This window comes from Enterococcus sp. AZ194, assembly GCF_051713825.1.
In the GTDB taxonomy this organism is placed as follows: domain Bacteria; phylum Bacillota; class Bacilli; order Lactobacillales; family Enterococcaceae; genus Enterococcus_K.
In genome coordinates, this window is sequence record NZ_JBIOQR010000001.1 from 3638776 (window position 1) to 3652993 (window position 14218).

Sequence of the window (14218 nt, forward strand, 5' to 3'; positions counted from 1 at the left end):
CTATTTTTCTACCATATATTCTTCAAGCTTAATTAGCGCACTTCTTAAACGTTCTTTTGTTATTTTAATTGGGAGCAAATGAACTTTTTCCTTGGTGTCAATAAAACCAATGAGCGCATCCATCAATTCATCCTCCTCAAGAATAATCCCCATATCTTTTAATGAGACAGGCAAATTCAAATTTTTGTATAGTGGCAATAATTCATCAATCAATGACCATTTTTCTTCTAATGCCAATTGGTAAAAAATACCGTACGCCACCTTTTCACCATGCAAGTATTCATGACTTTTTTCAATATATTTACTCATTGCATCATGCATGGCGTGAGCCGCTGCATTACGAGCATATTTGTCACCTAAGCCACCTACAAGACCTGCCACACCAAAGATGATTTCAGATAATTGAATGAATTCATTTGAGACTTTTTTCATTTTCATATCCTTAATAGCCTCTTGATAATTTTCCAAAATAGGCTCTCGACACATCTGGGCAGCACCTTTTGCCATTAATAGAAACGGTTCTTCTTTTACCCACTCTTGCGATAATATACATTCAGATTCGTACCATTTAGCTAGAGTATCCGCTAGCCCCGCAATAAAATAAGAAACGGGGGCATCAATAACTAGATGAGGATCCGTGATTAAAAATGCTGCTTGGCGTTTATAATATTCTGTCTTTCCTTCTGCTTCTCCACTTTCTTTGTACATGACCGATAATGGAGCCCAAGGTGCACAATTACTTGCCAAAGTCGGGACGATACCAAATGGAACATTAGCTAAATGACTGGAATAACCAACCAGATCAGCTAGCTTCCCACCACCTACCCCAATCACAAAATCAATCCCATGTTGGTCTATCATTCTCGTAACTAACTCAGCGCCGAAATAGCTGCATTCTCCTGTGTATTGATGGTAATAAAAATGATGGTTAGGGGACTCCTCTAGGAAACTAAGCTTGGGTTTGGCTTTTTCCCAAGAGATGGTTCCATGTACAATCAAAATATTTTTAGCCTTATACTCATCTAATAATTCTGGAATCCTGGCTATCGCACCTTCTGCATATTCAAAATACTGCGGTCCTACTTTTATCTCCAACGCTTTCATGTTGGAATACCACTTCCTTTCTTAACTAAATACTTACTACTACTTTGGACAGCCCGATCAGGTAATTCCCCCTTTACTATACGCTTGACATCATCCACACATTTTTCGCCCATTTTTTCTAAGCATTCATGCGTATACGCCGATGTATGCGGTGTCATTATTACGTTATCAAATTCGAGATAGGGATGATTATTTCTTCCTGGCTCTTCTTCTAATACATCTGTTGCAAGTCCTTTAATCTTTCCAGTAGACAGACCACAAACTACCGCTTGCTCATCTAACAAGGCCCCTCTTGCACTATTAGAGATAAATACTCCTGTCTTCATTTTATCTAATTCATCATTTGATAACATATGATAATTTTCTTCTGTTAAATTCGCACACAAACAGATAATATCTGATTTGTTTAATAGTTCATCCAGTGAAACTTTTTTTGCACCAAAGCTTTGGATGTATAAATCAGACTTGAAAGGATCATACGCTAAAACATCACAGCGAAACCCATTTCTTAGTATCTCAACTACTGCACTTCCTGTATTCCCTACACCAATTACACCGACCGTCTTATTAAACAAGCTCCTGCCGACAAATGCTGCTCTATTCTCCCAGTGATCATTTTTCACTTCACTATATGAACGTGCCGTACATCGCAAAAGAGAGAGTAAATTAGTGATATTGTTCTCGGCAACTGCATCTCTTTCTACTAGTGCTGGAACAATCGCAACCACCGTATCATGTGCTCTTGCCGCTTCAATATCTATATTATTGAACCCTATTCCATGTCTAGAAATTAAATACAATTCATCTTTATGGCTGAAAAATTCCTTATCAAAAAACGGTGTGACACTTGCAATAACAATATTAAACCCTTGCAACAAGTTTGCTAGCTCTTTTCCATCCATCTCACTATCAACAGTAAAAAACTTAACTTTTCCAATCTCTTTCAAATCATCTAAATGTTTCGTAAAGACTTTACCAAAACTACTGGAATTCACTACTGCAATTTTATAATCTGTCATTTTTCAATTCCTCGATTCATTTTGTTTCAATAATTTCATGCCCACCGAAACCATTTCTAAGCGCTGAGACTACCTTTGCCGAAAAACTATCCTCCTCTTGTGATAAATTTCTCATAAATAAACTTAACGCGATTGTAGGAACTGGCACTTCCATGTCTAAAGCGGTTTCAATTGTCCATTTAGCTTCACCGGACGCATCGACAACTCCTTTATACTTCTCTAATCTCGGACTTTTACTTAGCTGTTCCTCCATGATTTCCATTAGCCAGCTTCTAATAACTGAACCATTATTCCAAACTCTAGCTACTTCCGATAACTCAAAATCATACGTACTTTGTTCCACCAATTGGAAGCCTTCACCGATTGCTTGCATCATGCCATACTCAATCCCGTTATGAATCATTTTTAAGAAATGACCACTCCCCGATTTACCGGAATAAAGATAGCCTTTTTCAATGGAAACATCTGAGAAAATCACTTCTATTTCGGTAAAAATCTTTTTGTCTCCACCAATCATCAGGCACGCGCTATTTCTTGCCCCTGAAATACCGCCAGAAGTTCCACAATCAAGGTAATTGATTCCTTTTTCTTTGAATTCAGCTGCCCTTCTTATGGAATCCTTAAAATTTGAATTGCCCCCTTCAATCACAATGTCGTTTGGCCTTAACTGTTGTAAAAGTACCTGTAAGACATTTTCAGTTATCTGTCCTGATGGCAACATCAACCAAATAATTCTTCTCTCACTAAAGGCGTTAAGCATATTCTCTAATGACGGATACACAGCTACTCCATGACTCTCAGCAACTTTACTAACTTCTACAGATGAATCAAAACCTTTCACTTCATGCTGATGTTCATTAAGATTTAATGCTAAATTAAGACCCATCTTCCCAAGACCAACAATACCCACTTCCATAAAAGCGCCTCCAATCTCCATGACTTCATTATACAAAAAAATATTTTTTTGTAAATATAATTCACAAAAAAAGTTTTTGTTTGATTATTTCATTTTTATTTTGTATTCTTGTAGTGAGAAAACAATCTATATTAGGAGGTCTTTCATTGGATATATCTATTCGTTTAAAAATAAAAACACTCTATAATGATTTAAGTCCTAAAGAACAAAAAATTGCTAACTACATACTCGAAAATCCTAAAATTGTCAGTCAAAGCTCAATAAGTGACTTATCAAGCACTCTGGAAGTAGCAGATTCTACTTTTTTTCAATTCACAAAAAAGTTAGGCTATAACGGGTTTAAAGATTTTAAAGTCGCAATGTTAATTCAAGAAAACGACATCACCTCAATCTCTATACACGAAAATATAAAAGAGAATGATAGTGAGCTGATTATGGCAAAAAAAGTTTTTACTTCCAATATCACCACACTTACTGACACTATGAATTTGATTCAGGAAAAAGATCTTAATACCGCTATGGAGATAATGACTCATTCCAAACGCTTCTATTTCTTTGGTGTCGGTGGATCTGAGATTATTGCAACAGATGCTTATCATAAATTTTTAAGAACCTCTATCCCTGTAACGCATAGTTCTGACTACCACGTCCAATTAATGGAGGCTTCATTATTAGGTCCTACTGATTGTGCATTCTGCATTTCTCATTCGGGAAGCTCTAAAGAAACCATCGAGCTTGCAACAGTCGCAAAAGAAACAGGGGCTAAAGTCATTGTCATCACTAGCCACGCTGCATCTGAGTTAGCTAAGATTGGGGATATCGTCTTCCTTTCCATTGCAGAGGAGATTGAATTTCGTTCTGAAGCTCTTTCTTCAAGAATTTCTCAATTAAGTATTATTGATTCCCTATATGTTATTTTTAGATTCTTAAATCGAGAAGAGTCTTATCGTTCCATTTCAAAGGTGAGAAGTGTCATTTCTACCACTAAGAATGATTGAAAATGAGTTGAGCAATGGATTTCTATATTCTTAAATACTTGAACACCTTACAACAGAGTAAAACGACCTTTGTCAAGGACAGTGAATAGAAAACGAGATTGAAACAGAAGTGTTTCACTCCGAGAACCGAGTAGATACTATGCAACATCAACTCATGCTTCGTTGTGTTTTACAGCACCGAGTAGGTACTGTGCAACATCAACTCATACTTCGTTGTGTTTTACAGCACCGGGTAGGTACTGTGCAACATCAACTCATACTTCGTTGTGTTTTACAGCACCGGGTAGGTACTGTGCAACATCAACTCATACTTCGTTGTGTTTTACAGCAATAAGAACCTTCAATTCTAGCATGTCTCATGCGTAGAAGTTGTTGAGAGCGAAACAACTGCAGATGGAGTTTCTTGCTGTGCTCGGCTTTTATTCGGATAAGGAGAGGCTAGGACATCACTTATAAAGTTACGTCCTAGCCTCCTAGTGATTTCGGATACACCTCCTTTTTTGAGATTATCAACTTGACTAAATGTATTTGTTCTATTCTTTGGGTGAAAGAGAACTCGTGAGGTACCATTCATTCACTAGTTTTTACGTAGTAATCCTTAAATTTTATTAAATATCGAATAAAATAGTAAAGTAATAGGTGATTTGTTATTTACTTCTACGATTTTTGTGTTACATTTATATTACAAACATATCAAGGGGATGACAAAATGAAAAAATATTTATTATCAGCAGCACTTATTCTTTTATTTCCACTAACCGCTATCGCAAATACGGTCGACTCAAGTACGATGGAAAGTCTGACCACAAATTCTACTGAAGAAACTGCGCTTTCTTCTGAAATTGAATCTAGTGAAGTTAGCAGTACCTCTACAGAAAAAGCTGAGACGGATACTAGTGATTCTGAAGCTACTGTTCCTGATTCTGTTGATGTAATACCTGAAAAAGAAGATGTAAAAAGTACCATTGAAGAAAAAGTCGGCGTAAAGGCTGCTACCGCCTCTGAAAAAGTTGATCATCTTGATTCAGCAGAAGATCTACGCAAAAGCTTAAAAGCAGACTACATGAAATCAATTATTTTACCCGAGGAAGTAGATTCTTATTCTGATGAACAATTACTTAATGCGATGACACTTACAATAAGATATAGTACAGATGTCTATGGGTTAGATATTGGCGGCTACGCGCGTGTCCTTCAAGCTCTGTACAAAGATAAAACTCTTTCGTGGGACGAAATTGAACCTATTTTATTCTATGATCCAAGTGATTACACAAACACATTGGATATGATTTCATCAATTGATCAATTAGAAAATTATTTAGACGCGCTTTACCCTACGACAAGTTCTTTTATGGCAATGCCAAAACTTGATCGTGATGAATTAACAAATATCTTAAAATATATTTCTCCTATTCAAAAAAAGATTATCGAACAACAAGGTTGGTTATTTCCAGGTGTGATTGGTTGGATTATTAACTACTCTGAAAACCAAGACGTGCTAAGTGGCGCAGCTCTCCAACCAACCACAGGGAGCTCAACTGTTGAGGAAACAAGCTCTTCTCAAAAAGCACAAGAAAGTACACCTGCAAAAGAGAACAAAAAAGACAAAGATGATAAGAAAACAGGGTTCTTGCCAAAAACTGGCGAACAAAGAAAAGTTTGGTTAACCGTCATCGGAGGCCTTCTGGTTGTGATTGTCATTCTATTTATGATTTTTAGAAGAAAGAAAAAATAAAAATCCTTTAAATACAGATTCATTCTATAAGCCCTTAGCATTTTCATCAAAAATGTTACGGGCTTATATTTTTGTGCGTCAGATAACAATCAAAACCACCTACGCTAACTATGTTTTCTAGGATAAAGCAGATTCTTTTAAAAATATAAGAAATGTGTTATGATAACAATGCACACGTTAACATTCAAAAAAATAGGAGGAATGAAAATGTCAAAAATTATTGATGTCACTACAGAATATTATCGAATCCCCTTACCAGAGATTATGGAGGACGCCAAACATGGTCTTCATACACACTTTGAAGTGCCTATTGTAAAAATCACAACTGATGACGGACGGACCGGAGTTGGTTATACTTACACTGGCGGTTTTGGTGGCGAGTCCATTGCAAAACTAATTGACAAAGAATTGAAAGCGATTTTAATCAACAAAGACCCTAGCTGTGTTGAATCTTTATGGGATAAAATGAACTGGGGAATTCATTATGTTGCGCGTGGTGGATTAGCTAGTTTTGCTATTGCAGCTTGCGATATTGCCTTATGGGATTTACGGGCGAAAAAAGCGAATGAGCCGTTATATAAATTACTTGGCGGTCATAGCAATAAAGTAAAATGTTATGGTGGAGCAATCGATTTGAACTTCCCTCTTGAAAAACTACTTAAAAACAATCAAAAATACTTAGATATGGGTCTAAAGGCCGTTAAAATAAAACTTGGACAAAAAACTTTAACAGAAGATATTGAGCGGATAAAAGCAGTTCGCGAACTCATTGGCCCAGAAACTACTTTTATGGTCGATGCAAATATGAGTTGGTCTGTTGAAAAGGCCATCAAAGCAGCAAAATTAATGGCTCCATATGATATCTTGTTCTTAGAAGAACCCACGATTCCAGAAGATTATGAAGGTTATGCTCGAATTGCAGAAGAAGGTCACATTGCTGTTGCAGGTGGGGAAAACTTACGAACACCCATCGAATTTATGCATATGATTAATTATGGTCATGTTGATTTTCCACAGCCTGACGCTTCAAACATCGGTGGAATTACAGGTTGGTTGAAGGTTGCTGCTTTAGCACAAACACATAACCTTTCTGTCTCAACTCATGGGATGCAAGAACTTCATGTCAGTTTATTAGCTGCTCAACCAAATGCTGGTTATCTGGAGATGCACAGCTTCCCAATTGACCAATATACAACAAGACCACTTGTTATTGACAAAACAGACGGAATGGCCGTTGCTCCGGAAGAACCTGGAATCGGCGTCAGCTTCGACTGGGAAAAACTAGCACCATTTAAAACAGCTTTTTAGATAACTCTAAAAAAATGAAGAGAGCGAGACGAACGTCAGAAACTATCTGACGATTGTCTTACTCTCTTTACTTGTTAAGTAGTGCCAACTATTTATCTAATCCTTTGTAGATAAAATAATCAAACTCACTAAAGCAGCCACTTTTTCTATCCATATCATGTGTGCCTATTCCGACAAAATTTCCTGTAAAGCCGCCAGCTAAAGTCGACATATCTTGTGGCATCCCAACTTGTTGCCAAGGGTGTTTTTCATCTTCTCTATAATAAAACTTCCCAACAGGACCACTAACGACAACTTTTAACGTAATCCAGTCCTCTTTGATTGGAATCATTTCCTCTGATAGCTCGTATTCGCCATCCACTGATGAAAGAAAACGAATCACTTTCCCCTGCGTTTCATCCCATGTAATATAACAATACATATAATTCTGATTATTTAAGAAAAGGGTTAGACCAGACATTTGATTAAATGTTTGCGGTTCAAACTTTACTCTAGTCTGAGCTTCAAACGAAAAATCCTTTTGTCGAATGGCTAAGATGTGATTGTCAAAAAGCGATTGAATAGATTCCCCAGAAGTTATCCGTAAATAACCCGGATTTACTTGGGTACTGCACCAGCTACTGTCAGGCATGATTCGTAAAGCATTCCATTCGGTCAACAACTCCCCAGAAAAATCATCATGAAAATCTGTTTGAAAATGCTGAACGATTGGTTCGTTAGTCTCAATAATCGTTTCACTTGCCGGACCATCTCCGCCTGTCTCTAAGCGCAACCACTGATCTTTCCAAACGACCTCTTGAATGGCCGTTTCTCTCCCTAAAATTGCTGCACCATTCATAGGACGTGTACACAAATAAGCCATGTACCATTTGCCCTTAGGAGTCTCAACCAAACTACCGTGCCCTGAACATTGTAAAGGTGAATCCGGTTTGTCACTTGCTGTCAGAAGGGGTCTTTTATCAAGCTCGTATGGCCCTGTGATGGATTTTGACCGGCAAACAGTGACCGTATGTCCAGTCCCCGTCCCTCCTTCAGCAGTAATTAAATAATAATACCCTTCATGTAAATAGATATGAGGCGCTTCTGTTTTCGCTAAGTCTGTCCCATCAAATATTTTATACACAGGCCCGATTAACTCTTCTTGCTCCTCCTTATATTCCTGCAAAACAATTCCGGCAGACTTGTTTCCTGTAGTCATTCGATAATCCCAGATTTCATTTAGTAACCATTTACGCCCATCTACATCATGGAAAAGAGATGGATCAAACCCACTACTATTAAGATAAATAGGCTCAGACCAAGGCCCCGTAATATCCGTTGCTGTAATTAAATAGTTATGTGAATCCTTAAACGGTCGAGCGGTACTTTTTACGTCGGTATAAATTAAATAAAACTTCCCGTTTGAATAACTTAACTGAGGTGCCCAAATACTACAATTCAGTGGGTTGCCTTGTAAGTTTACTTGGTTTGTCAAAATATCTGTAGCATGCGTCCAATTAACTAAATCGTTTGACTGATACGCTCTTACACCAGGTAACCATTCAAACGATGAGACCACTAAATAATACGTATCATCTACACGTATTATGTTAGGATCTGGATTAAATCCTCTTAAAATTGGATTTTTAATTTTTGTTTTATACATGATTCGTTTCCCTTCTTTTGATTAAGCGATAGACAGCTAAAACGCAAGCAACAAAATAGAAAAACGAGAATGGGAAAGCAAGCAGCTGCGTACCAAACAAGAGAACTATTCCTGCCATACCGTACAAAACGACTGCTATAACTAGATATTTATCTTTAATAGAAAAACAAATCCCTATCATTAATAAAATAATCGATAAAAATAGTGCGAGTGCAAAATAATTAGTCATATTCGTTAATAACTCATACGCAGTTGTTGTTGAGATGCGACTATCTTTTATAAAGTCACGATAAACAGCCGTAAATTCCTCTAATGACATTTGTTTCATTGTTACAGAAACCCCACCAAAGAAAATTAATGACGTGATGCCGCCTACACTTCCCGCTATTATTTCCCATTTTCGTTTCATAAGCTACGTCTCCTCACTTCTTTTTATCCAACTAGGCCGCTTATTTTGCGTACCATAGTTTTCTATTTCATAGTAACTAACCGTCTGTTCATTTTGAGGGTTGCCCCAATTACTCCATCCCTCAGGTGCGATATGCTCTCCCAAAAAACAATGTTTAAATATTGTTTTGGCATAGGGTCTCCAAGGTCTTCCTAGATAGACATTCTGTGTGTTGGGCTCGGCACTAAGGTAACATTGCACAAACGAATACCCGTGATTCTGATTTTCTGGTGTAGAAGCCGCTGTTATATATCCACGACCATCTTTTGCTAAACTATGCAGCTGACAATTTTCAAACACCGCATCGGCCCCGCCAAAAATAAAATCAATTGTCCCTGAAATAAAACAATGCTCATATTTTTGATAACACCAAGTTCTTGGCTTCTTAATTGGGCTCAAAAAAGGTGTCCCATCTTTTTGGCAGTCAGGAAGCGGACCTGTACAAAGCGTATCTTGATGACCAAGAAGTCGGCAATTTCTGACACTCACTTGGTGCCCATAATTAAACAGCGCCACCGCTTGACCAGCTATCGTTCCTGGTCCAGCTTGATTTTCAATACTTATGTTTTCTATGATGATATTCTCACCTTCTACAAAAAAGGTCGCTGTTCGAAAGGTCCCACGCTCAGAACCATCAAGAAGTGTCTCTCTTGCTCCAAAGTGCCCAACAATTCTGACCTGTCCAACTCCTTGGATCCTTAAATTCGAAACATAACTTGTTAGTGTTTCATTATATGTTCCTTCCAGAATGGTTAATTGTTTTTCCTCTCCTTCTGGCATATCTGCTAAATAATCAAGCCCTTCTTGGATTGAGGGAAATTGACAGAATGTCTGATTCCCTATGATGACTTCTTTCATTTTGTATGCTCCTTTAAAAACTGGCACCATTCATAACGCATTTCAGAGGTTTCCATATGACCACCTGTTAGTGATTTAGATACAAAAGCCTGTAAGGCATTGTGTTTTTTATAAACACCGCGGAGATAGTTAGCTAATTTCTCGACCCCTTCGTTCAAACACATGGTATCTTGTTTTCCCACCAAACTCATGCGTGCTCTGGGGGCAATCATTCCTTGAATCTCAGCAGTAGAAAAATGAGTCAATAGATTGGGCACATAATAATAGAACCCATGATGATCTAACCTTCTATGCACGAGCAAAGTCTCAATGTCCACCTGTGCAGCAATATCAATACATACCTGAACTCGTGGATCGATAGCAGTCAACCACCAGCTCAGTAGTCCGCCCATCGACATACCAATTGTCGCAAGAGAAGAGACATCCATATCTTCTCTTGTCTGCAAATAATCAATCAGTGCTTGTATATCAAACAAACGCATCCCCCAAAGTGTTCGGCCAGTTAAAAGAAATTCTTTGACCAATTCACTTTCAGCAATTCCACTTCTTTCTTCAAAACCCCATGCATCAATCGCCCACACTGCGTACCCCTTATCTGTCAATGTTTTGGCAAAATTAGGAGTAGCCAGATAGGGTGAACCTTCTAAAAGCTCCGTTTTCCCAACCTCAAAATTGCCACCATGAGAATGCTGAAACAAAACGACAGGATGAGAGCCTTTTGTTAACGGCTTGACGCATAAAGCTGGAACAGACTCAATTGCATTCAACTCTAATTGATACTGTTCAACTAAATAGCTCTCTCGTTTCTGTGAACTAATTTTTTTGTGTTGGGGATTCTTAGGAACAGAGCGCTTACCTAATAAGTCGATTACATTCATCGTTCTCACACTTTCTGAACAATTAATTCTTCTGTCTTTTTGGTATGGTAGGAACGACAATGGAAAGTCTCTACATCTTTGGTTTCCTCTAGTAAAAAGGCTGGACCTTCGTGATTTTCGATAGACACACGCTCAAATAAAATATCCTTTGCAAAACCGACAAAAAATCCTCTATTTGTCATATCCTCAATTCCTGTCATCATCGCAGGTTTCCCGGGAATCGCCTCTTCAGCCATTGAAATATCGACATTTGTAAAGGTGATATCACTCACTGATTTTTCAGCAAGACCATAGATAAAACCTGCTGCAGCGTGAACATTTCTTGCTGTCACATTCGCAAAATGAATTCTTCTAAAGCAAGGAGTTCGTTCATCAATTGGATAAGGAACTTTTTCCCAGACATAAGGTTCCTTCCCTCTAGGACCACAGAAATAATAAAGGTTAATAATAAATGGGCAGATGACATTATCCATGACAATATTGCTCACGCGAATATCTTCTACACAGCCGCCACGTCCACGTCTCGATTTTAAGCGAATGCCTCTATCCGTATCTTGAAAAACACAATTAGAAATCGTAACATTTCGAATACCGCCACTCATTTCGCTACCAAGTACGACGCCTCCGTGACCATGCACCATCGTACAATTCACAATAGTGATATTTTCACAAGACACTCGTTCTTTTGTCTCTTCAGTCCCAGCCTTAACAGCAATACAGTCATCTCCAACGTCAATATGACAATTACTGATACGAACATTTTTACACGATTCTGGATCAATCCCATCTGTATTCGGTGAGTCAGCAGGATTTTTAATAAAAATGTTATCAACAGTGACATTCTCACAAAGAATCGGATTGACCGTCCAGCTTGGTGAGTTTTTCATATGAATGCCTGAAATAGTCACTCGTTTGCATGAATGGAAACTAATCAGCTTAGGACGAGGATACTGTAGCTCCTCACGTTTGTTTCTGAAAACATCCCACCAAGCTTCCCCATTCCCATCTAAGACGCCAAAGCCTGTAACTGCAATATTTTCTTCGTTTTCGGCATAAATACATGACGCATAAACTTCCTTATGAACTCCTTCCCACCTAGAAGCAACCACGGGATAATCTTTTTGGTTATCAGAAAATTGTAAAACCGCACCTGATGTCAAATATAGTTCAACATTACTTTTTAAGAAAAGCGCGCCAGTCAGATACGTCCCTGCAGGAATGACTACTCGTCCGCCACCTGTTTGATTGGCTTGATTAATCGCCGCTTGAATTGCTTCCGTGTTGAGCTGTGTCTCGCTCGCACCAAAATCTAGAATATTAAACATGCAATACTTCCTCCGTTTCTACCAGCGCTTGTAAAAAGGCCCCCACCCCTTTTTGGTCATTACAAATGATAGGCTCACTGATATAATAAGCAAAACTACCATCTCGTTGATCGGCACCGCCTAAACCTGCCACCATACAATTTTTATTTAGATTGACCCATCCTTCTTTGGTAACCAGAACAAACTCATCCAACAATCCTTGATACGATTTTTTTAGTGGCGCTCCCCAATCTTTAGAGTTTAAGATTCCAAGACGTAAACCTTTAGCCATCGCATACACAAACATGCTGCTCCCTGAGGCTTCTAAGTAGTTTCCTTTTCTCTCAACTTCGTTCGTTACTTGATACCAGACGCCACTATCCGGACTTTGATACTTCACTAAAGCGGATAACGTTTCTTTTACAATCGTTTCCAACAGACTTCTATCTATAGCTGTTCCTTCTAATAATTCATACGTATCCACCGCAGCCATCAGATACCATCCTATAGAACGACTCCAAAAATGATGTGATAAGCCTGTTTCCTTATCCGCCCATGGTTGCACTTTTTTCTCATCCCAGGCATGAATCAACAAACCCGTTTCTTCATCTAATAAATGCTTATAACTTATTTCAAACTGACTCATGATATCTTCATATTTATTAGTCTGACCAAATTCCTTGATGTACTCTGCATAAAACGGTGTCCCCATGTATAAACCATCTAACCAAATTTGATATGGATAGATTTCCTTATGCCAAAATGCACCTTCTGATGTACGAGGGTGATTGGTTAGTTGTTGATACAGTAAGTCTGCTGCTTTACGATATTTTTCATCTTTTGTTTCTCTATATAATACAAAAAGTAATTTCCCAGTGTTCACGTGATCAATATTATACTCATCCACGCGGTAATTTTTAATATCTCCGTCTTCTGTTACAAACACATCCAAATTTGTTTTGATAAACGACAAAAATCGTTCATCGCCTGTTTTCTCCCATAAAAGTTGGAACCCTTTTAATACAACACCATAATCATAGGACCATTTTCCGTTATACCCTTTATCCTCAGAAAGAATCGGGGTTCTCTCCATAATTGTTTCTGCTGTTTTTATTGACCAATTGTCCATTTTTTCACCTTCTCAAAATATTTTAAGTACATCGAAATTTCAAAATTTGTTTGATTTACCCAAGATACGTTCGTTGATTCCTCTAGATAAGAATTCCTATATTCTCTAAACTCACTGGTTTTTCTTGCTTGCTTATTGCCCCAATCATCCCAACGACCTTTAGCCAAATGAAGTTCAAAGCGGTTTTCAAAAAAGCTGACTTTCGCATAGTCACGCCACGGTCTTGCTAAATAATGGCTTGCTTTTACCTGTTCTTGCGTAAATAAACAATTAAAAAAAACAAAACCAACCGTTTGATCCTCTGGTGTAGCAGGTGCCACCAAATAGCCTAACTTTTTTGCGGTACTAATGATGTGACAGTTTTCAAATAAAGCAGCCGCAGAGCCAAAAATAAAATCGATATCACCACTGATTCTGCAATTATTGAAATGGATACTCGTTCTTCGACTAGGTAGTAACTCCTTAGGTTGGCCCAAATACAATGTGTCTTGATGCCCCTCAATTTGGCAGTTCTCAATATACACTTCATTGCCATCCACAAACAGACTAACTGCCTGCCCCACTTCGTCACTGGTTCCAGAAGAATTTCTGATGGTCAGATTTTTCAAACAAATATTATTTCCTAATACATAAACAGTCGCTGTTTGGTAAGTCGTTAATGAAGGATTCTCCTTGACACTAATCGCTTGCTCGAGAATGACTTGGCCTTCGCCAACTATAGTTAAGTGACTATTATTAATCACTAGCCTTTCCTCGTAGTGGCCCGCTGGAATAATCACTAGCCCTTCTGCCTTATCAATAAATTCTTGTAGTGTTTCTCCTTGAGTCTTTTCGTATCTTTGTCCCATTTGTTTCACATTTCCTATCCATAATCAT

Annotated in this window: 13 protein-coding genes; 3 read left to right on the top strand and 10 right to left on the bottom strand. The window is 38.1% G+C overall.

Annotated elements, in window-relative coordinates; all coding sequences use genetic code 11:
• Genes IGI37_RS16935 through gnd form a run of 3 tightly spaced genes read right to left on the bottom strand, consistent with a single transcriptional unit; the run spans position 1 to position 3039 of the window.
• On the bottom strand, positions 1 to 1104 hold the full coding sequence (locus IGI37_RS16935) for an iron-containing alcohol dehydrogenase family protein (protein WP_438763250.1): 1104 nt from the start codon (positions 1102 to 1104) through the stop codon (positions 1 to 3).
• The gene (locus IGI37_RS16940; RefSeq protein WP_438763251.1) at positions 1101 to 2123 is read right to left on the bottom strand and encodes a D-isomer specific 2-hydroxyacid dehydrogenase family protein; all 1023 of its coding nucleotides are present in this window, start codon (positions 2121 to 2123) and stop codon (positions 1101 to 1103) included. Before IGI37_RS16940 ends, IGI37_RS16935 begins: the two co-directional genes overlap by 4 nt.
• A gap of 16 nt (positions 2124 to 2139) precedes the next feature.
• Positions 2140 to 3039 carry a phosphogluconate dehydrogenase (NAD(+)-dependent, decarboxylating) gene (gene gnd / locus IGI37_RS16945; RefSeq protein ID WP_438763252.1) on the bottom strand — a complete coding sequence of 300 codons (900 nt, stop codon included), beginning with the start codon at positions 3037 to 3039 and terminating at the stop codon, positions 2140 to 2142.
• A 146-nt stretch (positions 3040 to 3185) separates the two neighbouring features.
• Here gnd and IGI37_RS16950 point away from each other — a divergent pair, with 146 nt between their 5' ends.
• From IGI37_RS16950 to IGI37_RS16960, 3 genes are all read left to right on the top strand, one after another.
• Positions 3186 to 4037: a MurR/RpiR family transcriptional regulator gene (locus IGI37_RS16950; RefSeq protein WP_438763253.1), complete on the top strand. Its 852-nt coding sequence runs from the start codon at positions 3186 to 3188 to the stop codon at positions 4035 to 4037.
• 709 nt (positions 4038 to 4746) lie between these two features.
• On the top strand, positions 4747 to 5772 hold the full coding sequence (locus IGI37_RS16955; RefSeq protein WP_438763254.1) for an LPXTG cell wall anchor domain-containing protein: 1026 nt from the start codon (positions 4747 to 4749) through the stop codon (positions 5770 to 5772).
• A 207-nt stretch (positions 5773 to 5979) separates the two neighbouring features.
• Positions 5980 to 7080, top strand: coding sequence for a mandelate racemase/muconate lactonizing enzyme family protein (locus IGI37_RS16960; protein ID WP_438763256.1), 1101 nt, complete (start codon positions 5980 to 5982; stop codon positions 7078 to 7080).
• A gap of 88 nt (positions 7081 to 7168) precedes the next feature.
• Here the strand turns inward: IGI37_RS16960 and IGI37_RS16965 are convergent, their stop codons facing one another.
• From IGI37_RS16965 to IGI37_RS16995, 7 genes are read right to left on the bottom strand one after another with little or no spacing between them, the layout of a single operon-like run.
• On the bottom strand, positions 7169 to 8725 hold the full coding sequence (locus tag IGI37_RS16965; protein ID WP_438763257.1) for a glycoside hydrolase family 43 protein: 1557 nt from the start codon (positions 8723 to 8725) through the stop codon (positions 7169 to 7171).
• Positions 8718 to 9134: a DUF4064 domain-containing protein gene (locus IGI37_RS16970; protein WP_438763258.1), complete on the bottom strand. Its 417-nt coding sequence runs from the start codon at positions 9132 to 9134 to the stop codon at positions 8718 to 8720. The genes IGI37_RS16965 and IGI37_RS16970 overlap by 8 nt, the downstream gene beginning before the upstream one ends.
• Before the next feature lie 3 nt (positions 9135 to 9137).
• A complete protein-coding gene (locus IGI37_RS16975) occupies positions 9138 to 10031 on the bottom strand; it encodes a pectinesterase family protein (protein ID WP_438763259.1) in 894 nt (297 codons plus the stop codon).
• Positions 10028 to 10909, bottom strand: a complete 882-nt coding sequence (locus tag IGI37_RS16980) for a dienelactone hydrolase family protein (RefSeq protein WP_438763261.1) — start codon at positions 10907 to 10909, stop codon at positions 10028 to 10030. The genes IGI37_RS16975 and IGI37_RS16980 overlap by 4 nt, the downstream gene beginning before the upstream one ends.
• 5 nt (positions 10910 to 10914) lie before the next feature.
• On the bottom strand, positions 10915 to 12234 hold the full coding sequence (locus tag IGI37_RS16985; RefSeq protein WP_438763262.1) for a glycoside hydrolase family 28 protein: 1320 nt from the start codon (positions 12232 to 12234) through the stop codon (positions 10915 to 10917).
• A complete protein-coding gene (locus IGI37_RS16990) occupies positions 12227 to 13342 on the bottom strand; it encodes a glycoside hydrolase family 88/105 protein (protein ID WP_438763263.1) in 1116 nt (371 codons plus the stop codon). The genes IGI37_RS16985 and IGI37_RS16990 overlap by 8 nt, the downstream gene beginning before the upstream one ends.
• A complete protein-coding gene (locus tag IGI37_RS16995; protein ID WP_438763679.1) occupies positions 13324 to 14190 on the bottom strand; it encodes a pectinesterase family protein in 867 nt (288 codons plus the stop codon). The genes IGI37_RS16990 and IGI37_RS16995 overlap by 19 nt, the downstream gene beginning before the upstream one ends.
• Positions 14191 to 14218 lie beyond the last annotated feature (28 nt).